Source organism: Ensifer sp. SL37, assembly GCF_026672675.1.
In the GTDB taxonomy this organism is placed as follows: Bacteria; Pseudomonadota; Alphaproteobacteria; order Rhizobiales; family Rhizobiaceae; genus Ensifer; species Ensifer adhaerens.
Map to the genome: position 1 here is coordinate 1,172,998 of NZ_JAPPRN010000001.1, position 23,081 is coordinate 1,196,078.

At 64.2% G+C, this 23,081-nt stretch carries 16 protein-coding genes; 9 read left to right on the plus strand and 7 right to left on the minus strand.

Annotated elements, in window-relative coordinates; translation table 11 throughout:
- Positions 1-10: 10 nt before the first annotated feature.
- On the minus strand, positions 11-595 hold the full coding sequence (locus OVA00_RS05330; RefSeq protein WP_043622645.1) for a winged helix DNA-binding protein: 585 nt from the start codon (positions 593-595) through the stop codon (positions 11-13).
- Positions 596-716: 121 nt separating this feature from the next.
- Here OVA00_RS05330 and OVA00_RS05335 point away from each other — a divergent pair, with 121 nt between their 5' ends.
- The 4 genes from OVA00_RS05335 (at position 717) to OVA00_RS05350 (ending at position 10,698) form a co-directional block, all read left to right on the plus strand.
- Entirely contained in the window at positions 717-4,337 is a 3,621-nt protein-coding gene (locus OVA00_RS05335) for a hydantoinase B/oxoprolinase family protein (RefSeq protein WP_268088278.1), read from the plus strand.
- Between the two features lie 292 nt (positions 4,338-4,629).
- Complete coding sequence (locus tag OVA00_RS05340) at positions 4,630-6,531, plus strand: methyl-accepting chemotaxis protein (protein WP_034805636.1); 1,902 nt, start codon at positions 4,630-4,632, stop codon at positions 6,529-6,531.
- 253 nt (positions 6,532-6,784) lie between these two features.
- Positions 6,785-7,744, plus strand: a complete 960-nt coding sequence (locus tag OVA00_RS05345) for a 3'-5' exonuclease (RefSeq protein WP_060530413.1) — start codon at positions 6,785-6,787, stop codon at positions 7,742-7,744.
- 671 nt (positions 7,745-8,415) lie between these two features.
- Positions 8,416-10,698 carry a TonB-dependent receptor gene (locus tag OVA00_RS05350; RefSeq protein ID WP_442780442.1) on the plus strand — a complete coding sequence of 761 codons (2,283 nt, stop codon included), beginning with the start codon at positions 8,416-8,418 and terminating at the stop codon, positions 10,696-10,698.
- Between the two features lie 75 nt (positions 10,699-10,773).
- Here the strand turns inward: OVA00_RS05350 and OVA00_RS05355 are convergent, their stop codons facing one another.
- The 6 genes from OVA00_RS05355 to OVA00_RS05380 form a co-directional block, all read right to left on the minus strand.
- Entirely contained in the window at positions 10,774-12,315 is a 1,542-nt protein-coding gene (locus OVA00_RS05355; protein ID WP_442780443.1) for an aldehyde dehydrogenase family protein, read from the minus strand.
- 18 nt (positions 12,316-12,333) lie between these two features.
- Positions 12,334-13,218, minus strand: coding sequence for an NAD(P)-dependent oxidoreductase (locus OVA00_RS05360; protein WP_034805645.1), 885 nt, complete (start codon positions 13,216-13,218; stop codon positions 12,334-12,336).
- Between the two features lie 178 nt (positions 13,219-13,396).
- Positions 13,397-14,314: a LysR family transcriptional regulator gene (locus OVA00_RS05365; protein ID WP_268088281.1), complete on the minus strand. Its 918-nt coding sequence runs from the start codon at positions 14,312-14,314 to the stop codon at positions 13,397-13,399.
- Positions 14,315-14,338: 24 nt separating this feature from the next.
- Positions 14,339-15,496 carry a M20 aminoacylase family protein gene (locus OVA00_RS05370; RefSeq protein ID WP_268088282.1) on the minus strand — a complete coding sequence of 386 codons (1,158 nt, stop codon included), beginning with the start codon at positions 15,494-15,496 and terminating at the stop codon, positions 14,339-14,341.
- Positions 15,497-15,601: 105 nt separating this feature from the next.
- On the minus strand, positions 15,602-16,114 hold the full coding sequence (locus OVA00_RS05375) for a hypothetical protein (RefSeq protein ID WP_268088284.1): 513 nt from the start codon (positions 16,112-16,114) through the stop codon (positions 15,602-15,604).
- A 15-nt stretch (positions 16,115-16,129) separates the two neighbouring features.
- On the minus strand, positions 16,130-16,948 hold the full coding sequence (locus OVA00_RS05380) for a DUF3100 domain-containing protein (RefSeq protein WP_034805657.1): 819 nt from the start codon (positions 16,946-16,948) through the stop codon (positions 16,130-16,132).
- Positions 16,949-17,399: 451 nt separating this feature from the next.
- Between OVA00_RS05380 and OVA00_RS05385 the strand changes: the two genes are divergently transcribed.
- From OVA00_RS05385 to OVA00_RS05405, 5 genes are all read left to right on the plus strand, one after another.
- Positions 17,400-18,425 carry an ABC transporter substrate-binding protein gene (locus OVA00_RS05385; RefSeq protein WP_034805952.1) on the plus strand — a complete coding sequence of 342 codons (1,026 nt, stop codon included), beginning with the start codon at positions 17,400-17,402 and terminating at the stop codon, positions 18,423-18,425.
- A gap of 164 nt (positions 18,426-18,589) precedes the next feature.
- Positions 18,590-20,095, plus strand: coding sequence for a sugar ABC transporter ATP-binding protein (locus OVA00_RS05390; RefSeq protein ID WP_268088287.1), 1,506 nt, complete (start codon positions 18,590-18,592; stop codon positions 20,093-20,095).
- Positions 20,095-21,087 carry an ABC transporter permease gene (locus OVA00_RS05395; RefSeq protein WP_268088506.1) on the plus strand — a complete coding sequence of 331 codons (993 nt, stop codon included), beginning with the start codon at positions 20,095-20,097 and terminating at the stop codon, positions 21,085-21,087. Before OVA00_RS05390 ends, OVA00_RS05395 begins: the two co-directional genes overlap by 1 nt.
- Positions 21,084-22,040 (plus strand): ABC transporter permease, encoded by a 957-nt coding sequence (locus OVA00_RS05400; RefSeq protein WP_034805661.1) that lies wholly within the window; start codon positions 21,084-21,086, stop codon positions 22,038-22,040. Before OVA00_RS05395 ends, OVA00_RS05400 begins: the two co-directional genes overlap by 4 nt.
- Positions 22,037-23,056: a LacI family DNA-binding transcriptional regulator gene (locus OVA00_RS05405; protein WP_034805663.1), complete on the plus strand. Its 1,020-nt coding sequence runs from the start codon at positions 22,037-22,039 to the stop codon at positions 23,054-23,056. The genes OVA00_RS05400 and OVA00_RS05405 overlap by 4 nt, the downstream gene beginning before the upstream one ends.
- The last annotated feature ends 25 nt before the right edge of the window (positions 23,057-23,081 follow it).

A 23,081-nucleotide genomic window follows, 5' to 3' on the forward strand; every position in this document is an offset into this window, starting at 1 on the left:
GTCTTCCTTGTTACAATGTGGTCGCGGCGCGCGCGGACTGTTCATAGGCGCCCGACATGAAACGCAGGACGGCGGCGATCTCGGAAAGCGTCTCCTCGGAAGGACGCGCTTTGGCGGTGGAGGAGACCAGCAGCCGCTCGCGAATTTTTGCGTAGCGCGTGCAGGCGTCCGACCCCTTGTCGGTGATGAGGATGGTCTTTTCCTTGCCTTCCTTGCCCGTCGTCACGAGGCCTGCGGCTTCGAGCTTGCGGATGGCATAGGTCGCGACATGGGTGTCCTCGATGTCGAGCACGAGACAGATGTCGGCGAGCTTCTTGCCGCGATCGCGGTGGCGGATCGTGTGCAGGATCAGGATCTCGATCGGGGAAAGACCGGGTACGCCGGCGGCCGCCATGCAGCGCATCATCCAGCGATGAAAGGCATGCGACGCGAGGATCAACCCGTATTCGACCTCGGAGAGGCCGGGAGAGCCGCCTTCAGCAAGGTGCGCGGAGGAAACGATCGGGCCGATGGCCGCGACCGGCTTTAGATGTTCGGGCAGGGCATTTTCGGCCCATTCCCGTCCTTCGAAGCTATCCTCCGACTTCTTCGTCATTCAGCTCTTCCTCATCTTGACGATTTTATGTCATCATTTTATCGACATTTTGTCAACGAACTGCTTTGATGAATTTCCGGGCTTGCACAATGAAGCGGCTCGCGAATGAGAGGGATGGACAATGAGCGCACGCGAAACCGGCAGCTGGGACTTCTGGATCGACCGTGGCGGCACCTTCACCGATGTCATCGGCCGCGACCCGCACGGGAACCTGCATGCCCGCAAGGTGCTGTCCGAAAATCCGGAAGCCTACCGCGACGCCGCTGTGCAAGGCATCCGCCTGCATCTCGGCCTTGCGACCGGTGCACCGATCCCGACCGGCCTCATCGGCGAAGTGCGCATGGGCACGACGGTCGCCACCAACGCGCTGCTCGAGCGCAAGGGCGAGCCCCTGGCTCTCGTGACGACCAAGGGCTTTCGCGATGCGCTGAAGATCGGCTACCAGGAACGCAAGAAGATCTTCGCGACCGAAATCATCAAGCCGGAAGCGCTCTACCAGGATATCGTCGAACTCGACGAGCGCGTGCTGGCCGACGGTATTGTCGAGCAGCCGCTCGACGAGGCGAAGGCGCGCGCGGCCCTCGAAAACCTGAAGGGCAAGGGCTACAAGGCCGTCGCCATCGTCTTCATGCATGCCTACAAGTATCCGGAGCACGAGGCGGCCGTTGCCCGCATCGCCCGCGAACTCGGCTTCGAGCAGGTCTCCGTCAGCCACGAAGTCTCGCCGCTGATCAAATATGTCGGCCGCGGCGATACCACCGTCATCGACGCCTATCTCTCCCCCGTGCTGCGCCGCTACGTCGCCCAGGTCTCCGGCGAACTCGATATTGCCCGTACCGGCGCACGCGTCATGTTCATGATGTCCTCCGGCGGCCTGACGGCGGCTGAAATGTTCCAGGGCAAGGATGCGATCCTCTCCGGTCCGGCCGGCGGCGTCGTCGGCCTTGCCAAGACCGGCGAAGCCGCGGGCTTCGATCGTGTCATCGGCTTCGACATGGGCGGTACCTCGACGGACGTCGCCCATTTCGATGGTGAATATGAGCGGGCGTTCGAGACCGAAGTTGCCGGCGTGCGCGTGCGCGCACCGATGATGCTGATCCACACGGTTGCCGCCGGCGGCGGCTCGATCCTGCACTTTGACGGCGAACGTTTCCGCGTCGGCCCGGATTCGGCCGGCGCCAACCCGGGCCCCGCGTGCTACCGCAATGGCGGCCCGCTTGCTGTCACCGATGCCAATGTCATGCTCGGCAAGCTGATGCCCGATTTCTTCCCGGCGCTGTTCGGTCCGAACCAGGACGAACGTCTCGACGTCGAGACCGTGCGCGGCCGTTTTGTTGCCATGGCGACCGAGATCGGCGATGGCCGCAGCCCCGAGGATGTGGCCGACGGCTTCATCCGCATCGCCGTTGCCAACATGGTCGAGGCGATCAAGAAGATTTCCGTGCAGCGCGGTTACGACGTGACGCGCTATGCGTTGAGCTGCTTCGGCGGCGCCGGCGGCCAGCACGCGTGCCTCGTTGCCGACCAGCTCGGCATGAAGAGCATTCTCGTGCATCCGATGTCCGGCCTGCTTTCGGCCTATGGCATGGGCCTTGCCGATATCCGCTCGACTCGCCAGAAGGCGCTCGGCGTCGCGCTCGACGACCAGGCGCCGGCAGCCCTCAGCACGCTGGGCGCCGAGCTGGAAGTCGATTGCCTCGGCGAACTGGAAGCACAAGGAATTGCCCGCGACGAAATTCGCACCCATCTGCGCGCCCATATCCGCTATGCCGGCACCGATACGGTGCTTGCGGTCGATGCGACCTTCCCGGCGCATGACGACATCGCCCGCCTGCGCGCCGAGTTCGAAGAGCTGCACAAGCGCCGCTTCGGCTTCGTCGCCGACAACAAGGCGTTGGTGATCGACGCCGTCGAAGTCGAGACGGTCGGCGGTGGTGCTGCCCAGATGGAACGCGAAGGCGCGTCCGTCACCTCAGGCACGCCCGACGTTTCACGCCGCACTCAGTTCTATTCGCAAGGCCAGTTCCACGATGCGCCGGTCCTGCTGCGCGCTGAACTGAGCCCCGGCCAGCGGCTCGACGGTCCGGCGATCATCATCGAGCCGAACCAGACCGTCGTCGTCGAGGACGGCTGGCAGGCGGAACTGACGGCGAAAGACCATATCGTGCTGCGCCGCGTGAAGGCGCTGCAGCAGCAGAGCGCGATCGGTACCCATGCCGATCCGGTCATGCTGGAGATCTTCAACAACCTGTTCATGTCGATCGCCGAGCAGATGGGCGTGACGCTGCAGAACACCGCCTATTCGGTCAACATCAAGGAGCGGCTCGACTTCTCCTGCGCCGTCTTCGACAACCGCGGCAACCTCGTCGCCAATGCGCCGCACATGCCGGTGCATCTGGGTTCCATGGACGCCTCGGTCGCAACCGCGATCCGCGAGAACCCGGTGATCAAGCCCGGTGACGTGTTCCTGATCAACGCGCCCTATAACGGCGGCACGCACTTGCCTGACCTCACCGTCTGTACGCCCGTCTTCGACGATGCCGGACAAGAGATCCGCTTCTGGGTCGCCAGCCGCGGCCACCATGCGGATATCGGCGGCATTTCGCCGGGCTCGATGTCACCGCTTGCCACCAACATCGAGGAGGAGGGCGTCTACATCGACAACTTCAAGCTCATCGATGCAGGTCGCTTCTGCGAGGCCGAGCTTGAAGCGCTTCTGAATGGCGCGCGCTATCCGGTGCGCAACATCCTTCAGAACGTCAACGACCTGAAGGCTCAAGTGGCGGCCAACGAAAAGGGCGTCGCCGAACTCAAGAAGATGATCGCCCAGTTCGGCGAAGACGTGGTCGAGGCCTATATGGGCCACGTCCAGGACAATGCTGCTGAGAGCGTGCGCCGTGTGCTTGACCAGTTGCCGGACGGCGAGTTCTCCTACGAGATGGACCAGGGCTGCAGCATCGTCGTCAAGATCACGGTCGACCGCGACAAGCGCGAGGCGACGGTCGATTTCACCGGCACGTCGGAGCAGCGCGGCGACAACTTCAATGCGCCGGCGCCTGTCACCCGCGCCGCAGTGCTCTATGTCTTCCGCGTGCTGGTCGAGGCAGACATTCCGATGAATGCCGGGTGCCTGCGGCCGATCCACATCATCATCCCCGAGGGTACGATGCTGACGCCGCGCTATCCGGCGGCCGTCGTTGCCGGCAACGTCGAGGTCAGCCAGGCCGTGACGAACTGCCTGTTCGGCGCGGTCCAGAGCCAGGCCGGCGCGCAAGGGACGATGAACAACCTGACCTTCGGCAACGACAATTATCAGTATTACGAGACGATCTGCTCCGGCGCGCCGGCGGGTCCCGGCTACAACGGTGCCGATGCGGTTCATACGCACATGACCAACTCGCGGCTCACCGATCCGGAAATCCTCGAAACCCGCTTCCCGGTGGTGCTCGAAGACTTCCACATTCGCGTCGGTTCCGGTGGCCGCGGCCAGTGGCACGCCGGAAACGGCACGAAGCGCACGATCCGGGCGCGGGAAACGCTCGACTTCGCGATCCTCTCCGGCCATCGCCGCGTCGCACCCTTCGGCATCAAGGGCGGAAGCCCGGGTGAACTCGGCCGCAACCTCGTGCGCCGCAATGACGGCCGGACGGAGGAACTGTCGGGCTGCGCCCATACGGTTCTCGAAGCTGGCGAAGCCTTTACCGTCGTGACGCCGACCGGCGGTGGATACGGCCGGTCATAGGCCGGAAAGACTGAAATCTCCCAAGACTGCTGCGGTGGTCTGCGGGCGGGCGAGCGATCGTCCGCCCGTTTTTCGTTCCGGCATATGCACAACAACTATTGCTGCATATGCGAAAAGACGCGATCGCTTTTTTAACCCGAATTTAAATTCGAAATTACTAAGTACTTATTGGTCAGTGCGCGCCCCAGTTCCTCCCCTTGCGGGGCCGCAAACATCCGGTCCTCCTCCCGCCGGTTTGGCTGACCATGTCCCCTCCCATCAGCGCGATCGCGACATCACAGGAGTCACGGCAGTGACGTTCAAGAACCTTTCGATTTTGACCAAGGTCGGCCTTGTGGTCGTGGTCATGGGCATATCCTCCATTCTGATCGCCCTTGCCGGTGCGCGTGGTCTTTCCTCGCTCGGTGCGACGATCGTCGATGTCGGCGCGCGTGAGGAAGCAGCGCGCGAGGCGATGGACCTGCGCGTCGACATCATCGCCATCAGCCGCATGACCTATCAGCTCGCCGCCGCCCCGGAGAACGCCGCCGACTTCGGCGCGGAAACCGAAAAGCGTGCGACCGAAATGCTCGGCCGCCTGACCAAGATCGAGGCGGTCGCTGACGATGCCGAAGACAAGCTGCTGAATGACATTCGCCTCACGCTCAACAGCTACTTCGACGAGATCCGTGCCATGGTCGCCGTCGCCGCCGAGAAGGGCGGAGATGCCGGTGCCGTCAAGGCCGCACTCGACAAGGCGCTCGAAGCGCAAAAGACCGTGACGGCAACAGTCAAGACCTACAGCACCTATTCCGGCGAAGCGCTTTCCGCCGCTCGTGAAGAGGCGCTGAATTCCTCGTCCGTCGCCATGACAATCCTCGCCGCGGCCGCCGCGGCCTGCGTGCTCTTCGGCGTCGGCGTCAGCCTCGTCGTTGCCCGCCGCGGCATCGTCATGCCGGTCCGTGACCTGACCTCGACCATGAGCGAACTTGCCGACGGAAAACTGGATGGAGATGCGACGGACGTTTCCCGCCAGGACGAGATCGGCGAGATGGCCCGTGCCGTCGAAGTCTTCCGCAAGAACGGCATCGCCATGCGCGCGATGAAGGCGCAGGAAGCGGCCCTCCATGCGCGCAGCAGCGACCTGCAGTCCAACATCAGCGTCGTCGTCGCCTCTGCCGTTGCCGGCGATTTCACCGGCCGCATCAACAAGGACTATGAAAACGACGACCTCAACCGCTTCGCATCGAGCGTCAACGAGCTCGTCTCCAGCGTCGACCAGACCGTCACCGAAGTCCGCCGCGTGATTGCGGCGCTTGCCGACGCCGACCTGACGCAGAACATGCGCGGCGAATTCCACGGTGCCTTCGCCGAGCTGCAGACGAACGTCAACCAGACAATGGTGACGCTGCGCTCGACCATGCAGAACGTGCGCACCGCGGCCAGCACCATCAACGACAACTCCGCCGAACTGAGCTCGGCTGCCAATGATCTGTCGAAACGTACGGAACAGCAGGCGGCAGCGCTTGAGGAAACCGCAGCGGCGCTCGACGAAATCACCTCGACCGTGCGCACCGCCTCGGAGCGGGCGAACGAGGCGCATGAGATGGTGCGCGCCACCAAGGAAAGCGCCGGCCGTTCCGGCGCGATCGTGCGCAGCGCCGTCGATGCCATGGGCCGCATCGAGGGTTCGTCCAACCGCATCAACCAGATCATCTCGGTCATCGACGAAATCGCCTTCCAGACGAACCTGCTGGCGCTCAATGCCGGCGTCGAAGCGGCACGCGCGGGCGAAGCCGGCCGTGGTTTTGCCGTCGTCGCCCAGGAAGTGCGCGAGCTGGCGCAACGCTCGGCCAACGCCGCCAAGGAAATCAAGACGCTGATCCACAGCTCGGCGTCGGAAGTCGAAAACGGCGTGGCGCTGGTGCGCTCGACCGGCGAGGCGCTGCTGGAGATCGAGACACTGGTCAACAATGTCAGCGGCCACGTCAACACGATCGCGACGGCGGCGCGCGAGCAGGCGACCGCACTGCAGGAGATCAACACCTCCGTCAACCACATGGACCAGATGACCCAGCAGAACGCGGCGATGGTGGAAGAGACGACAGCCGCCAGCGGCACGCTCGCCGAAGAGAGCCGTCAGTTGCGCACGATGCTGGCGAAGTTCAAGCTGGAAGGTGCTGCAGCCCGCGAAGGCTGGAGCCGCGCCGCCTGATCGAGCGGCGTAATCGCCACGACTTCAAGTGAAGTTCTTGCTGCGGCGGCACTGTCGTTTCTGCACCCCGTGTTGACGGGGACGGGGACAACTGTGCCGCCGCAGCATATTGAAGCGCGAGACCGTTTCCCCATCTTTTGCGCCTGAAAATCCAGGCGCTCCTGCGCCTTCTTCCCGATTTGCTGGGAAGCATGCCTGTTAGCCGCTATTCTGGAACGCAGACGTGTGAGTCGTTAATTTGCGGGACAACCGAATGACGCAGCAGTTCGACCTCTTTGTTTCGGACGAGGCAACTTCCAAAAAGGCGGGCGGTGGACCGGCGGTCAAGCGGGCATCGCTGACCGAGGACGATATGGTCCGTCACCTTCAGGCGACGGGTCGCTATCGCCTGTTGCAGCGGCTTGTGCCGCGCGCTGTGGTGCCTGTTGCGCGTCCCGGCTTCCCCCTGCATGGCGTCATTCTCGATACCGAAACCACAGGGCTCAACCATCGCAAGGATGAGATCATCGAGATCGGCCTGATCGCCTTTACCTTCGATGAGAAGGGAAACCTGGGAGACGTGACTGGCGTTTTCGGCGGCTTGCGCCAGCCGTCCAATCCGATCCCTGCGGAAATCACTCGTCTTACCGGCATCACCAACGAGATGGTCGCGGGAAAGACGATCGACCTCGACGAAGTGCGGGCGCTGATGGAAAAGGCCGACCTTGTCATCGCCCACAATGCCGGCTTCGACCGTCCCTTCTGCGAGGCCTTCTCGCCCGTTTTTGCAGGAAAGGCATGGGCCTGTTCCGTCTCCGAGATCGATTGGTCTTCCCGCGGCTTCGAAGGCACCAAGCTCGGTTACCTGATCGGGCAGGCCGGTTACTTCCACGACGGCCACCGGGCGGTCGACGACTGTTTCGCTTTGCTCGAAGTCCTTGCCAAGGATGGCGGCTCCGGCAGCACGCCCTTTGCCGAACTCTGCGAGGCGAGCCAGCGATCACGCGTCCGCATTTTTGCGGAAAACAGCCCCTTCGACATGAAGGATCATCTGAAAGCTCGCGGCTACCGCTGGTCTGACGGAAGTGACGGCCGTCCGAAATCCTGGTGGGTCGAAGTCGCCGAAACCGCACTTGAAGACGAACTCGGCTACCTCCGCTCGGAGATCTATCGCTGGAAGGAAGCCGATCCGCCGATCAAGCGCTTGACCGCTTTCGACCGCTTCCGGGCCTGACACGCGAACGAGCCGCTGCGGCCGACAGGGCAAGCCCTTCGGTGACGCGGGCGTCGCTCGATTAAAACATCCTTTTCCCGCCGATCTTTGCATGACGCGGCCCACCGATCGTAGCGCAGGCGCCAGGCTGAGGCTGTCCTGCGCCGGACGCGGGCTGACGGCCCGCTACGCCCCGATTTGCCTGTCTTTCCACATCTGGCAAACAACGCCCGGTTTACCGTTAACCGCTGAATTCACGCACAAAAAGCGTGGACGCCCGACCGAATCCGACTATACGTGCGCAGACTTGACTTAGAAATTCAAGTTTTATGCTATTGTTATAGTTGATGTTTCAATGTCGATGTTCGCAATCTCGTCCAGTTTTGAGAGTGCTCCCAAGCGTGGGATGACCCGCGATCGCCGACACTTTGTCTGGCAGCCAGTCTGCATGGGCGCAACCGAACGCGCCGTGACCGAAGGGCCGGTTACGCACCCGCTTTGCCGAAGCGAGCTGCTGCGCACGAGACCCGTCTGTCGGTCGAAATAGCCGCAACTGAACGCAATGTCCGGGGCTCGCCCTGCACCGTTGTTCAACGGGCAAGGCGCGTGCGTCGCGTTCTGAGCGGCTGGGTTCGGCCGGCGACAGTGGCGGATACGGAATTCACCTTAATCGAAGTTACAGGGGTAAAAGAATGGCAAGGGGCAGGTTCAATTCGGTTTCGCGTCGGCGAGCCAAAGTCGTGCTGGCGGGCGTGTCGCTGCTGGGAATGTCCGCCGTGGCGGCGTCGGCCCAGGAGGTACGCAAGACCAACCGGGTCGAAAGCCTGGCCCAGGCTGAACGCAGTTCGGGCGGCGCGACGCAGCTGGCCCCCATCGTGGCCGTCGGGCAAGCGGGCGGTCAGCCGCCTGAGACCGGCACCATCGGCCAGCCGTCAGCTCCCTATGCGGGCGGTCAGATGGCGACCGGTGCGCGGCTTGGCGCGCTCGGCAACCGTCCTGTCAAGGAAACCCCGTTCAGCGTCACCAGCTACACGGATAAGCTGATCCGCGATCAGCAGGCGCGAACGGTCGCCGATGTCACCCTCAACGATCCCTCGGTACGCATGGATGCGCCGGCGTTCAGCGAGCGTGATTCGTTCTTCATTCGCGGCTTCTCGGTCACCAATCTGGATACGGCCTATGACGGCCTCTTCTACATCACCAACCCGCGCCGCAGCCCCCTTGAGGGTATCGAGCGCGTCGAGGTCCTGAAAGGCCCGAGCGCGCTGGTCAACGGCGGCGTCGGCCGCGTCGGTGGGACTATCAATCTGGTGCCCAAGCGCGCCACCGACGAGCCGCTGACGCGACTGACGACCACCTATATGTCGGACTCGCAATTGTGGTCGCACCTCGATGTCGGTCGCCGTTTCGGGCCCGAGGGCGAATGGGGCGTCCGTTTCAACGGTTCCTATCGTGGCGGCGACACGGCGCTTGACCACAACGAAAACGAGATCGGCGTGCTGTCGCTCGGGCTCGACTATCGCGGCGATCGGGTGCGTGCCTCGCTCGACCTCAATCATTCCAAGCAGAACATCAATGCGCCGGCCTCTCTGTTCAACGCGGCAGCGCCGGGCATCAAGATCCCGGAAGCGCCGGACGGCCGGATCAACACGTCCAACCCGTTCGAATACCATGACAGCGAACACAATATGGTCGCTGGCCGCGTCGAGTTCGACGTGCTGGAGAACACCACTGTTTACGCCGCCGGCGGCATCAGCCGCTACCGCGAGGACTTCCTGAGCACGTCCTACACCATTCAAAATCCCAATGGCGATGCGCTGGCCGAGTTCGGCTACAATCCGCAGGAGATCCAGGGGGTCTCGGGTGAGGTTGGTCTCCGCTCGGAGTTCGATACCGGACCCGTCGGTCACCAGCTCAGCGTTTCTGTGAGCCGAGCGCTCAACGAGAATAACCGCGGCTACTTCCATCCGGGCAGGCTCGGCTTCAGAAGCTACATGACCAACATCTACAATCCGATCTATGTGCCGAGCGATTGGGTCAATACGGGCGGGCTTCCGCGCTCGAACGACCTGCATGCGTTTTCGGACCTGCTCGCGACCAGCGTCGCGATCTCCGATACGCTTTCCTTTGCCGAAGACCGTTTCCAGCTGACGGTCGGCGGGCGCTATCAGGAAATGCGTGTACGAGGGTACAATACGCGTCCCGGCGCCGTGCCGCTCGGTCAACAGACCTACTATTACGAGGAAGGCCGGTTCAGCCCTGCCGTCGCGGCACTCGTAAACGTCACCGACAGCTTCTCTGTCTACGGCAACTACGTGGAAGCTCTGACCGAAGGGCCGTCAGCGCCGTCCAACGCTCTGAACAGCGACCAGATTTTCCCTCCTGTTGTCAGCAAGCAGAAGGAAATCGGCTTCAAATACGACCTCGGCGAAGTAATGCTCGGCGCAGCGCTGTTCGAGATCAGGCAGCCAAACGGTTTGACAACCGGCGGCGTCTTCGCCGTCGACGGCCTGCAGGTGAACCGTGGCATCGAGCTTTCAGCCTATGGCGAACCGGTTGACGGCGTTCGCTTGCTTGGTGGCATCACCTTCATGGACGCCAAGCTCGATAAGGCAGAGAACTCGAGAACAGGAGAGCGGTTCGATGGCAACCGTGTGCCCGGCGTCCCGACGACCGCGATCAGCCTCTATGGTGAATACGACACGCCGTGGATCGAGGACCTGACGCTGACGGGCCGCCTCGTCTACACCGGCAGCACCTACTACGACCAGAGGAACACGCAGAAGGTCTCGGACTGGACGCGGGTCGATCTCGGTGCGCGTTACTCCTTCGAACGTGAAAACGCTAAGCCGGTGGAAATCCGGGCGACCGTCCAGAACGTGTTCGACGAGAACTACTGGGCCTCGTCCGCCCGTGGCTTCCTTGCCGCCGGCGCGCCGCGCACCTTCATGGTGTCGACTGCGTTTGAATTCTGAGCCAGAGGAGCTTCAGTCACAAAAAGAAACGGCCGGCATTCTGCCGGCCGTTTCTCGTTTCGGGGGGCGTGCCGATCAGGCTTCCGGCGAATAACCGAAGACGACGGCCGGGTTTTCCGCGGTCTCGACCCAGACGCTCTTCGTCTGTGTATAGGCCATCAGTGCATCACGGCCGGAGGAGCGGCCATAGCCGGAGCGGCCGAAGCCGCCGAAGGGCGACATGACACTGATCGTCTTGTAGCCGTTGATCCAGAAGGTCCCGGCCCGCACCCTTGAAGCGACCCGGTGTGCGCGGCCGACATCACGGGTCCAAACGGCGCCTGCCAGGCCGTACGGGTTGTCGTTGGCGAGGGTGACCGCCTCGTCCTCGTCGTCGAAGACGGTGACGCCGACGACCGGGCCGAAGACCTCTTCGCGGGCGATCGTCATGTCCGGCTTGACGTTGTCGAGAATGGTCGGCGCGAAATAGAAGCCGCCGGAGGCTTGAAGAGGAGCCGGCTTGGCGCCGCCGGTTGCAAGCGTTGCACCTTCGGCAACGCCCTGGCGCACCATTTCCTCGATCTTCGCCCATTGCCGTGCATTGTTGATCGGGCCGATCTGCGTGCTGTCGAGATAGGGATCGCCGACGGGGATGCGCGCGGCAGCCTCGGCATAACGCTCGACGAACTGCTGGTGCACTGAGCGATGCACGAGCAGGCGCGAGCCGGCAACGCAGCTCTGGCCGGCGCCAGAGAAGATCGCCGATTGGGCGCCGACGATGGCGCGGTCGATATCGGCATCGGCAAAGACGATGTTGCCGGACTTGCCGCCGAGTTCGAGGATACAGGGCACGACGTTCTTCGCAGCCGCTGCCGCAATGGCCGAACCGGCAAGCGCCGAGCCGACGAAGACGACGAGTGCCGTTTTCGGATGGGCGACCATCGCCTGGCCCGCCGTTACGCCCTGGCCGGCGATGACGTTGACGAGGCCACGGGGCGCGCCGCCCGCCTCGCAGAGCGCACCGAGCACGAGCGTGCTGAGCGGCGTCAGTTCCGACGGCTTGATGATGACGCCGTTGCCGGCGCAGATCGCAGGCGCAATCTGCCATCCGCCGGTAAAGAGCGGCGCGTTCCAAGGGGTGATCTGGGCGACGACGCCAACCGGCTCGTTGCGGGTATAGTTCAGATGCGAGGTCGGGACCGGGATGACCTCGCCGTGCAGCTTGTCGCACCAGCCGGCATAATATTCGAACATCTCGGCGACCCGGACAGCCTCGCCACGGATGTCGCGGATCGGCCGGCCGGCCGAGCGGCTTTCGAGCTCGGCAATCTCGCCGGCGCGCTCGCGGATCTTGCGGGCGATCTCGTTCATCACCCGGCCGCGCGCCGAAGCGGTCATCGAGATCCATTCGCGCTGGGCGCGCGCTGCCGCCTGCATGGCGGCGTCGACGATATCAGCGCCGGCGTCCTTGAAGGTGGCGAAGACTTCGCCGGTCGCCGGATCGGTGAGCGCCTGCTCGTCGCCGGAACCGGGCACCAGCGTGCCGTCGACATAGCTGCCGATCTCGGTGCCGGGAATGATGCCGTGGAACAGCGCCCGGATGCGCTCGGCCTTGGCGGGCATGGTCATGTCGTTCATCGTCGTTCCCTTCAAGTCTCAGTTGTCGTTGGCCACCGGGCGGAAGGCGCCCATGCGGGTGAAGTCCTCGGCGTTTTCGAGCGGGCTCTCGGCCCAGAGCTTGGCGACCGCGCCCGAGAGCGGCAGATCGGCGCCGGTGCGGGCCGCAAGCTCGCTGGCAAGCCGCACGTCCTTGCGCATCAGGCCCATGGTGAAGCCGCTGTCGAAGCGGCCGTTCATCACCCAGGTCGGGAAATGCACTTCGCTGATCATCGATTTGCCGGACGCGGCGTTGAGCACCTTCAGCGCCTCGTCCGCATCGAGCCCGGCGGCAAGCGCCAGCTTCAGCCCTTCGCCCGTCGTCACCATATGGGCGGCGGCGAGCAGGTTGTTGACGAGCTTGGCAACGTTGCCGGCGCCGCTCGGGCCGACATGCAGGGCCTTGGCCGACATCGCGTCGATCACCGGGCCGGCAAGGGCGACGTCCGCGTCACTGCCACCGATCATCATCGTCAGCTTGCCGCTTGCGGCACCTGCCGGACCGCCGGAGACCGGCGCGTCGATGAAGCCGTGGCCGAGGCCGGCAAGGGCTGCGGCGAGATCACGCGAGACATCCGGCTCGGAGGTCGAGGTGTCGATGATGACGACGCGGCGGCCGGCCGCCTTCAGCGCTTCTAGATTGGCCTCGACGACGGCTGCCACGTCCTTGGCGGTTGGCAGCGAGAAGACGATGAAGTTGGTGTCGAAGAAGACGTCAGTCAGAGCCTCGACCGGGGTCACCCCGCCTTCGGCGGCAAGCGTGCGCCGGGCCTCGGAGAGGTCGAAGCCCTTGACGGCAAAACCTTTGCCGGCGAGCGTCGTCGCCATGCCGAGACCCATGGCGCCCAAACCCACCACGCCAACTGTCGTTCGTTCCGCCGTCATGATCCGCTTACCCTCGTATGATCAGAATGATCCGGCGAAGGTGGCATGCGGGCTGGCGAGCGGGTAGACGGCGCGCCTGGTACAATGCGTTGCTGGCGTGGCAACGTCTGCTCGACCGCCGGTGATGGGAAAGGCGAGCGTTAGCGCCGCGCGGGTTTCATCGAGCTAGGACGGTCTTCTAAGTCTGGAAGGATTGCATCTCGCGCGCGAGATGCTGGCCGAGTTTTTCGACCGACAGCGGCAGGCGGCGGTGGGCCCGCACCATCAAATGCGCGCTCGCCTCGCTCAGCAGCGGATCGGAGAGGTCGATCGCCTGCATGGACCCGCGCGCGATTTCCACGGTTACGGACGTGCGCGGCAGGAAGGTGACGCCAAGGCTTGCTGCAACGAAGCGGCGGAGCACCTCGATCGAATGGGTTTCGAGCAACGGCGCCAGCGCCAGCCCCGCATCGGCCGCCACCCGCGCCACCAGTTGTGTCACGCCATTGCCCTTGCCGAGCAGCGCGCACGGGAAGGCGAGGCAATCGGCAAGTTTCAGGTCGCTGCGCTCGGACAGGGGATGGCCCGCCGGCACGATGACGCAGAGCGGCTGGCGCGCAATCGCCAGCGCCCGGATGCGCGGTTCGGTCAGGGGATTGTAGGCGATGCCGATGTCGGCGTCGCTGTTGGCGATGGCGTCGACGACGTCTTCGGTGCTGCCGAGTTCGACGATGTAGCGCACATAGGAATATGCCTTTGAGAACGACGAGAGCCCGTGCTCCACCAGGTCGGCCATGAAACCTTCGCCGCAGCGGATGCGGATGCGGGTCTGCTGCACGCCGCGGATCTGGTCGAGCTGCTCGGCAAGCAGCCCGTTGTCCTCGAGCACGCGTTTGCCGTGTTCGAGCACCAGTTCACCGGCGTCGGTCAGGATCGTGCCGCGGGCGGTGCGCTCGAAGAGGGACAGGCCGATGTCGCGTTCAGTATCGGCGATCTGGCGGCTGACGACCGATGGCGCCAGCCCCATATGCTCCGCAGCGCCCCGGATCGAACCGATGCGCGCAACCGCCATAAAGATCCTGAGCGCCTTCGCGTCGAGTACGTCCATGGCGGTCATGGATGCGACGGAATCCCCTTGGGGTCAACGACCAAGCGAGGTCGCGATCAGGCGTGTCCAGAGGTTTACGCCCTGGCCGATGATCGCATCGTTAAAATCGTAGTGCGGCGAGTGCAGGCCGGGGTTAACGCCCTCGCGTCTTGCGCCGAGCCAGAGATAGCAGCCGGGACGTTCGTCGAGCATGAAGGCGAAGTCCTCGGCCGCCATGCTTGGTGGCGCGTCAATGACCGTCAAGGCCGGGTCTGCCGTGGCGACCGAGCGTGCGAGCGCGGCGGCTGCGGGATCGTTGATCGTCGCCGGATAGCGGCGCTGATAATCGAGCTCGGCCGTGCAGCCGAGCCCTTCGGCAAGGGCTGAAACGAGCGAGCGCATCCGGTTTTCGAGCGTGTCACCGACCGCCTTGTCGAACCAGCGCGTGGTGCCGCGGATCACGGCTTTTTCCGGGATCACGTTCCAGGCGTCGCCGCCGTGGATCTGTGTGACGGAGACGACGGCCGCTTCGAGTGGCGAGACGTTACGGCTGGCAATCGTCTGCAAGGCCGTGACGATCTGGGCGCTAGCGACGAGCGGGTCAGCACCCTCATGCGGCATCGCCCCATGGGCGCCGCGACCGGTGATGGTGATTTCGAAGACCCCGAAGGCGGCCATCATCGCGTCGTCGCGGGCCACCACCGAGCCGACGTCGAGCGCCGGCCAGTTGTGCAGCGCATAGACGGCATCGGCCGGGAAATCACGGAAGAGGCCATCGGCGACCATGACGCGGGCACCGCCCTCGGCCTCTTCGGCCGGCTGGAAGATGAAATGCACGGTGCCGTCGAAGTCCATCTCGCTCGCCTGCCGGGCGGCGGCCAGCAGCATGGCGACGTGGCCGTCGTGGCCGCAGGCGTGCATCTTGCCCGTCGTCTTCGAGGCGTAGGCAGCGCCGCTCGTCTCGATGATCGGCAGCGCGTCCATGTCGGCGCGAATGGCGATCGATCGGTTCGATGTGCCACGCCTGAGCGTGCCGACAAGCCCGGTGCCGCCATAACCGTCCTTCACGGCAATGCCCCATTCGGCAAGCCGGCCGGCGATGAAGGCCGCGGTCTGGCGTTCCTCGAAGGCAAGCTCGGGATGGGCATGCAGGTGATGACGCCAGCGGATCGTTTCCTCGATGCGCTCGGGGCTGATGTCGTGGCGTGTCATGGCGTGCGTCCTGTCGTTTGAGGGGATGGCCGGCCGCAGAGCGGCCGACCTGTTTCTCTTACACAATTCCGGACGGAAAACCGCTTCCTGGAATTGCGTGCCGCGTTACTGGCCGAGACGCAGGAAGAGATCGGCGACGACGACCGAGCCCATATAGGTGCCGACCATCACGCAGATCGCGACGATGACGATCTTCCAGCCCGAGCGGCGGGCGATCGCGAACTCGTTCGCCGTCAAGGCAAGGCCGCCATAGGCAAGCGCCGGGGTCGCCAATGCGAGGAAGTTGAGGTGCTCGACCTGTTCGCTGACCCAGGCTGCACCCGGAACGCCCGGGATGGTGATGAGGATCGCGATCAGCGAAACCCAGGCGACGCTTGGCAGGTAGAAGGGCACGAAGCGGGCGAGCGCCAGGCCGACGATACAGGCGGCATATAGCGTCGCCATGCCCGGCAATGCGGTGAGCGGCGACGTTCCGGTGCCGACCCAGTTGGCGACAAGGCCGATCGCACAGGCGATGATCAGCAGGCCGGCATGGCCGATCACGTCGAGCTTGCGTTCGTCCTCGGGGGTCAGCGGGAGATCGTCGGCGTAGTTGGCGGAGGTGTTCTGGTTGGTCATGGTTCTCTCTCCCGGTCAGGCTGCGGTGCGACGCTCGGATGGGCGCGCCTTGTTGTAGAGCCACTCCGTCAACGGCAGCGCCACGAACATGCCGACATAGAGGCCGGTGGCATAGGTCAGGATGTTGCTGGCGGCGGCGAGCGCGAGAATGATGTCCTTCTGGTCCGGCACCGCCGCGACAAGACCGCCGGTGCAGGCCGCCAGCATCGAGCCGGAGCCGACGCCGCAGGACATGGCGAGCGCACGCACGTCGAAGATGCCGAGGCCGTGAACGATCGGCGGCATGATGGCGAAGACGAAGGTGCCGATCAGCGTGCCGGTCGCATAAACGCCCATGGCGCCGGCACCTTCCGGCGAGTTGAGGCCATATTTGTCGGCGATCAGCGCGATGTTCGGCTCGCGGTCGATCGAATAGGTGGCGCCGACGGCTTCACGACCCATCTTGAGAAGGAACACTGCGACCGGGAAGGCGACGATGATCGTGCCGAGATTGCCGAGCTCCTGCAGAACCAGCGCCGGGCCGGCCTCGATGATCTGCGAAATCTGCGGGCCGACCGTCGTTCCGAACTTGGCGATGAACGGCATGATGGCAACGGTGATCATCGCGCCGGAAAGCTTGACCGCATCGCGCGACAGGAACTTGCCGGTCGCCTTGAAAATGGCCGGATTGAAGGCGATGCCAAGCGCGAAGGCGTAAAGGATCGGCAGGAAGATGACGGTGCCGATACCGATCGGCAGACGCTGAATGCCGATCAGCTCGGAGGCGATGACGATCGCCAGCACAAAGATATGCAGATAGAGCGCGCCCGAGGCGGCTCCGGTTTTCCCGGTCATGATGTTCTCCTCTGGTTGGGAGCCAGTTGTTGTTCTTTGCCCAGCGTTCAGAGTAGGCGGTGAGGGCAAATTGCGGCTAGCCGGCCGGCAAGCAACGAAGTGTTGCGATTTGAGCAACGGGCGGGCCGCTGTTCGGGCGGCCATTGGGATCAATCCCGCAGCGCCTTCATGTCATGGCGTCATTCCTGCAGTTCATTCCAGTTGGCGCAACGACGAATCGTCACCGCCTCTGCCCTTGCTGTCGCACAGCGGGGAGGGGGAACCAAGCACTATTGGCTTCTCTCGGTGAGACACTTTCCGAAGTCTATTCTGCCCGCGCCCGACGCTTTCCGTTATCTCCTTGATCCTCCCGGCGGCGGAAAACGAAACCGCACAAAATTCCCTGAAAATGCCCATTGAAATCGATTACATTTTCTGGCTTCATGGTTTTCGCAAGATTTGGGAGGATCTGATGAAGAAATTTATCGCCGCAGCGCTTGGCGCTGTCGCAACCATTGCCATTTCCGCTTCTTTCGCCAATGCCGAGACCTTCAAGATCGGCCTGTCCAACGGCTGGGTCGGCAGCGAATGGCGCACGCAGATGATCGACGAGGCCAAGGAGGCCGCGGCGAAGTGGAAGGAGAAGGGCGTCGACGTCGAAGTCTCCGTCCAGAGCGCCAATGTCGACGTACCCGGGCAGATCGCGCATGTGCGCAACTTCATCGCCGAAGGCGTGAACGCCATCATCATCAACCCCAACAGCCCGACGGCCTTCGATCCGATCTTCGCCCAGGCGAAGGAAGCCGGCATCCTGGTGATCGCGACGGACGCCGAGGTTTCCTCGCCGGATGCGACCTATGTCGGCATCGACCAGACGGCCTGGGGCGCTGCCGGCGCCAAGTGGCTGGCTGACACGCTCGGCGGCAAGGGCAAGGTGGTCGCCATCAACGGCGTCGCCGGCCATCCGGCCAATGAAATGCGCGTCGCCGGCTACAAGAGTGTCTTCAAGGATTATCCGGACCTGCAGGTGGTCAACGAGGTCAACGCCAATTGGGATCAGGCCCAGGGCCAGCAGGCGATGCAGAACATCCTTGCAACCTATCCTGATATCAACGGCGTCGTTGTTCAGGACGGCATGGCGGCCGGCGCCTGGAAGTCGATCATGGATGCGGGCAAGACCAGCCAGATCGCCGCAACCGGCGAAATCCGCAAGGACTTCATCGACCTCTGGGTCAAGGACAAGCTGAATTCCGGCGCGACCGTCAACCCGCCGGGCGTCATGGCAAGCGCGCTCAACGTTGCGGTGCTGATGCTGCAGGGCAAGGAACTGAAGGAGCCGGCAACGGCTGGCCAGTACAAGAACGCCATGTATCTGCCGATCCCGTTCATCGACAGCAAGAACCTTGGCGACGCCGCCAAGCAACTCGACGGCAAGCCGGGCTATTACTCCTACACCAACGCGCTTTCGATCGACGACGCCACGGCGTTGTTCAAGTAAGTTCGGGTTTCGCCGGGCGGCTCTTGTCTTGAGCCGCCCGGCGACCGATGCCGCCGATGGCCACCGACCAAGGCCGATCGGGCGTGAAAGATTGCTGCAGTGGAGCCGGTGCCGAGCGCGAGCATCCCTGAAGATGCGGCAAGCAACCAAATGGACGACAGCCGATGTCGAAACTGAGACTGAACGGCGTGAGCAAGGCTTACGGCGCAACGCTGGCGCTACGCCGCGGCGACCTTGAGATCGCTGCCGGCGAAGTGCATGTGCTGATGGGCTCCAACGGCTCCGGCAAGAGCACGCTGTGCAAGATCATCGCCGGCAGCGTGCGGCCGGATGGCGGCCAGATCCTGATCAACGACAAGCGCGTGACGATCTCCGGGCCGCAAGCCGCACGCGCCGCCGGCATCGGCATTTTCTACCAGGAACTCAGCCTCGCCAGCCACCGGTCGGTCGAGGAAAACATCTGCCTTTCCGCCCTGCCGGTGAAGGCCGGCCTCTTCATCGACCGGGCGGCAATGAAGGCGCGCGCGGCGCGCTACATCGCCTTGTTCTCGGAGGTCTCCGGCGAAGGTTTCCACGCGGAGGCCCTGGTCGGCAACCTCCGGGCGGACCAGCGGCAACTGGTGGAGATCATGAAGGCGCTCGCCAGCGAAGCGCCGATCCTGATCTTCGACGAGCCGACCTCCGCACTTGACCGCGCCCAGGTCGATCGCTTCTTCGAGATCCTGCGCGATCTCAAAGGCCAGGGTCGCGGTATCATCTTCATCTCGCACCGTATGGACGAAATCACCGCGATCGGCGATCGCGTGACGATCATCCGCGACGGCGAGACCATCGAGACGTTGAAACTCTCCGAGACCGACCCGGCAACGGTCATCCGGCTGATGGTCGGCGGCGCCAGCGACATGCCGGCTGCAAGGTCATCGGCACCAGCGGTGGTGGAAACTGGCGCGCAGACGGCGATCTCCGTACGTAGCCTCTCGGGCAAGGGCTTTCGCGATGTCAGCTTCGAGGTGGCAAAGGGCGAGATCCTCGGGCTCGGCGGGCTGCACGGGCAGGGGCAATCGGCGCTGCTGCGGGCCATCTTCGGCGCAAGCACCGTTTCATCCGGCGAGGTGACGATCGGCGGCGAACGCTATGATGCCAAAAGCCCGCGCGACGCCATTCGCCGTGGCTGCGCCTATGTCTCCGGCGACCGCGGTCGCGACGGCGTCATCAGCGGCCGTCCGATCATCGAGAACGTCACGCCGATCCATTATCTTCGCGACCGGCTGATGCTCGCGCGGCCCTCGAGCCTCAAGAACAAGGTGATGCCGGCGCTCGAAGCGATGCACACCAAGTTTGCGAGCCTCTTCCATCCGATCAATTCGCTTTCCGGCGGCAACCAGCAGAAGGTGATCATCGCCCGATGGCTGATCGATCGGCCCGACGTGCTGCTGCTCGACGACCCGACCAAGGGCATCGACCTCCAGGCCAAGGCCGATCTCTTTGCGCTCATTCGCCAGCTTGCGGCCGAAGGCCTCGGCATCCTGCTCTATTCGTCCGAGGACGCCGAATTGCTCGGAAATGCCAACCGCATCCTTGTCTTCAACGGCGGCTCGGTGACGCGCGAACTGACCGGCGACGATCGCACCCGCTACAATCTCTACCAGGCTGCATACGAGGCCGCATGATGACATCGACCGCGACAGACATTTCCTCTCCCAGGAGCGGCGGCCTGCGCTCCTGGCTCGAGCGCTACCCCTTCCTGCCGGCGCTGGTCATCCTCATCGTGCTGCTGGCGCTGAACGGCCTCTTTTCGCCCAACAGCCTGAGCTACCGCTCGCTGACGGGTCTGCTCAGCACCTATATGGCGCTGATCATGCTGGCGATCGCGCAGACCTATGTCGTCTCCGCCGGCGATATCGATCTTTCCGCCGGCGCGACGCTGTCGCTGGTCAATGTCGCGATCGTCGTCCTGATGGAGCGCTGGGGCGGCGGCGCCGGTGCCGTGCTGCTCGCACTTGCGCTCGGCGTCCTGATCGGACTTGCCTGCGGGCTGGTCAACGGACTGGTCGTCGCAGCACTTCGGCTGCAGGCGATCGTCGCCACCTTTGCGACCAGCATCTTCTTCACCGGGCTGGCGCTCTATGTCATGCCCGTTGCCGGTACGCCGGCGCCGGCACTGTTCTGGCGCACCTATGGCGGCCGCCTCTTGGGCGTGCCCTTCGTCTTCTACGTGCTCGCGGCGCTGGCTGTCCTGCTTTACTTCCTGTCGCGCACGCGCATCGTCACCGAACTGCTGGCCGTCGGTGACGACCAGCAGGCCGCCTATCAGACCGGGCTTCCGGTCGTCTCCGTCCGCATCAAGGGCTACCTTCTGTGCGGGCTGTTCTCGGCGCTTGCCGCTTTCTGCCTCACGGGTGATACAGCGAGCGGCGATCCGCTGGTCGGCGGCAAGATGACGCTCTACAGCGTCGCCGCCGTCGTGCTTGGCGGCAGTGCGCTTGCCGGCGGCTGGACGACGGTGGTCGGCTCTCTGCTCGGCGCCCTGACGATCGGCCTCGTCAATTCCCTGGTCTTCTTCATGGGCACGCCGTCGGAATGGCAGAACTTCGTCCAGGGCCTCGCCATTCTGATCGTCTTGATGGCCGGCGTGCTCGCCGGTCGGAGGGCACGCGCATGAGCTCGGTTACGTCGTTCTTCAAACAGCCGCTGGTCGTGGCGCTCATCCTCATCGTCGCGCTGCTCTATCTTGGCCAAAGCCTGTCGCCGGGGTTTGCCTCGGCCGATCAGATCCTCCGGCTCTTGATCGTCGCCTCGCTGCTCGGCATCGTCGCCGCCGGCCAGAACGTCGTCATTCTCGGCGGCCGCGAGGGCATCGACCTCTCCGTCGGCGGCGTCGTGTCGCTCTCGGCGATCATCGCCGGCAATGTCATGAACGGTGCCGATGGCGGCATCCTGCCGGCGGTGCTCGCCTGCCTGGCGGCCGGCGCCTTCTTCGGCCTTTTGAACGGCCTCGGCGTCACGCTTCTGCGCATCCCGCCGCTGGTGATGACACTCGGCATGCTGGGCGTGCTGCAGGGCCTGCTGGTGGTCATCCGCCAGGGCATTCCCTCGGGTCGCGCCGCGCCCGGCCTCTCCGCCTTCGTGACCCAGCCGCTGGCGCTCGGCATTCCCGGCATCATCTGGCTCTGGATCGTGATCGGCCTGTTCATGGCCTTCATGCTGAACCGCACCGTCTTCGGTCATCGGATCTACGCGATCGGCTCCAACGAGCACGCGGCCTATATGGCCGGCGTGCCGGTTCGGCTCATGCGCATCGGTCTCTTCATGATCTCGGGCATGTTCGCCGCGATCGCCGGGCTCTGCCTGCTCGGTTATTCCGGATCGTCTTTCGCCAATGTCGGCGAGCAATACATGCTGTCGTCGATCATCGCGGTCGTCTTTGGCGGCACGTCGCTTGCCGGTGGCAAGGGCGGTTACACCGGGACCATGGCCGGCGCGCTGCTGCTTGTCATCCTCCAGGGCATCCTGACGACGGTGAACATCGACGAGTCCGGCCGTCAGATGGTGTTCGGCGCGACGCTGCTGCTGCTCATGCTGTTCTACGGCCGCGGGAGGGCGATGCGCGCATGAGCGAGCGGCCGAAGATCAAGGATATCGCAGAACGCGCCGGTGTCTCGGTTGCGACCGTTTCGCGGGCACTGAGCGGCTCGTCGCTGGTGACGGACGAGACACGCCAGCGCATCAACGCGCTGGCGCGCGAGCTCAACTACCGCCCGAATGTCAGCGCCCGCAACTTGCGAACGCGCCGGTCGATGTCGGTACTGCTTGTCGTGCGCGACGTCGGCAACCCCTTCTACCTCGAGATCCTGAAGGGCGTGGAGGCGACGGCGCGCGAGGCCGGTTACGCCGTCCTCATGGGCAACACCGAGAACGACCCGGACCGCGAGGTCGAGTATTTCAACATGCTGCGCGACGGCCATGCCGACGGCATGATCCTGATGACCGGCAAGCTGCCGCCGCCTGAGCCGGGCGAAAGCGCCGATCTCTCGCATCTGCCTGTCGTTATCGCGCTCGAAATGATCGAGGGGTCCGGCTTCCCGCATGTGCAAATCGACAACGTCGCCGCCGCTGAGGCTGCGGTCGACCATCTGATCGCGCTCGGCCATCGCCGCATCGCCCATATCGCTGGTCCCCTGCCGGAGGTCATGGCGCTCCACCGCCGCGACGGCTATAGGGCCGCCATGAAAGCGGCCGGCCTTGCGGTCCCCGAGGGGTACGAGGTGCGCGGCGACTACCTGCTCGAAAGCGGCGAGGCCTGCGCCTCGGACCTTTTCGCCCTGCCGGAGCCGCCGACCGCGATTTTCGCCGCCAACGACGAGATGGCCTACGGCGCAATCCATGCGCTACGGCGGCTTGGCCGCGAGGTGCCCGGCGACGTCTCGGTCGTCGGCTTCGACGATCTCTATCTCAGCAAGGCCTTCTATCCGCCGCTGACGACCGTCAGCCAGCCGCGCGCCGACATCGGTCGCACGGCGATGTCGCAGCTTCTCAACGTCCTCTCGGATGGTGACGTCGCCGCAGAGCCGGCCATCGTCCTGCCGACCACGCTCAACATCCGTGGCAGCACCGCGCCGCCACGTAAATAGCCGGAGGTGGGACGAGGAAAGCCGC

Excerpts from the sequence above, each read along its gene's own strand:
- OVA00_RS05390 (WP_268088287.1), top strand. The coding sequence starts at position 18,590 with ATGTCGAAACTGAGACTGAACGGCGTGAGCAAGGCTTACGGCGCAACG.
- OVA00_RS05355 (WP_442780443.1), bottom strand. The coding sequence starts at position 12,315 with ATGAACGACATGACCATGCCCGCCAAGGCCGAGCGCATCCGGGCGCTG.
- OVA00_RS05350 (WP_442780442.1), top strand. The coding sequence starts at position 8,416 with ATGGCAAGGGGCAGGTTCAATTCGGTTTCGCGTCGGCGAGCCAAAGTC.
- OVA00_RS05400 (WP_034805661.1), top strand. The coding sequence starts at position 21,084 with ATGAGCTCGGTTACGTCGTTCTTCAAACAGCCGCTGGTCGTGGCGCTC.
- OVA00_RS05370 (WP_268088282.1), bottom strand. The coding sequence starts at position 15,496 with ATGACACGCCACGACATCAGCCCCGAGCGCATCGAGGAAACGATCCGC.
- OVA00_RS05375 (WP_268088284.1), bottom strand. The coding sequence starts at position 16,114 with ATGACCAACCAGAACACCTCCGCCAACTACGCCGACGATCTCCCGCTG.
- OVA00_RS05395 (WP_268088506.1), top strand. The coding sequence starts at position 20,095 with ATGACATCGACCGCGACAGACATTTCCTCTCCCAGGAGCGGCGGCCTG.
- OVA00_RS05335 (WP_268088278.1), top strand. The coding sequence starts at position 717 with ATGAGCGCACGCGAAACCGGCAGCTGGGACTTCTGGATCGACCGTGGC.
- OVA00_RS05345 (WP_060530413.1), top strand. The coding sequence starts at position 6,785 with ATGACGCAGCAGTTCGACCTCTTTGTTTCGGACGAGGCAACTTCCAAA.
- OVA00_RS05365 (WP_268088281.1), bottom strand. The coding sequence starts at position 14,314 with ATGACCGCCATGGACGTACTCGACGCGAAGGCGCTCAGGATCTTTATG.
- OVA00_RS05360 (WP_034805645.1), bottom strand. The coding sequence starts at position 13,218 with ATGACGGCGGAACGAACGACAGTTGGCGTGGTGGGTTTGGGCGCCATG.
- OVA00_RS05330 (WP_043622645.1), bottom strand. The coding sequence starts at position 595 with ATGACGAAGAAGTCGGAGGATAGCTTCGAAGGACGGGAATGGGCCGAA.
- OVA00_RS05385 (WP_034805952.1), top strand. The coding sequence starts at position 17,400 with ATGAAGAAATTTATCGCCGCAGCGCTTGGCGCTGTCGCAACCATTGCC.
- OVA00_RS05405 (WP_034805663.1), top strand. The coding sequence starts at position 22,037 with ATGAGCGAGCGGCCGAAGATCAAGGATATCGCAGAACGCGCCGGTGTC.
- OVA00_RS05380 (WP_034805657.1), bottom strand. The coding sequence starts at position 16,948 with ATGACCGGGAAAACCGGAGCCGCCTCGGGCGCGCTCTATCTGCATATC.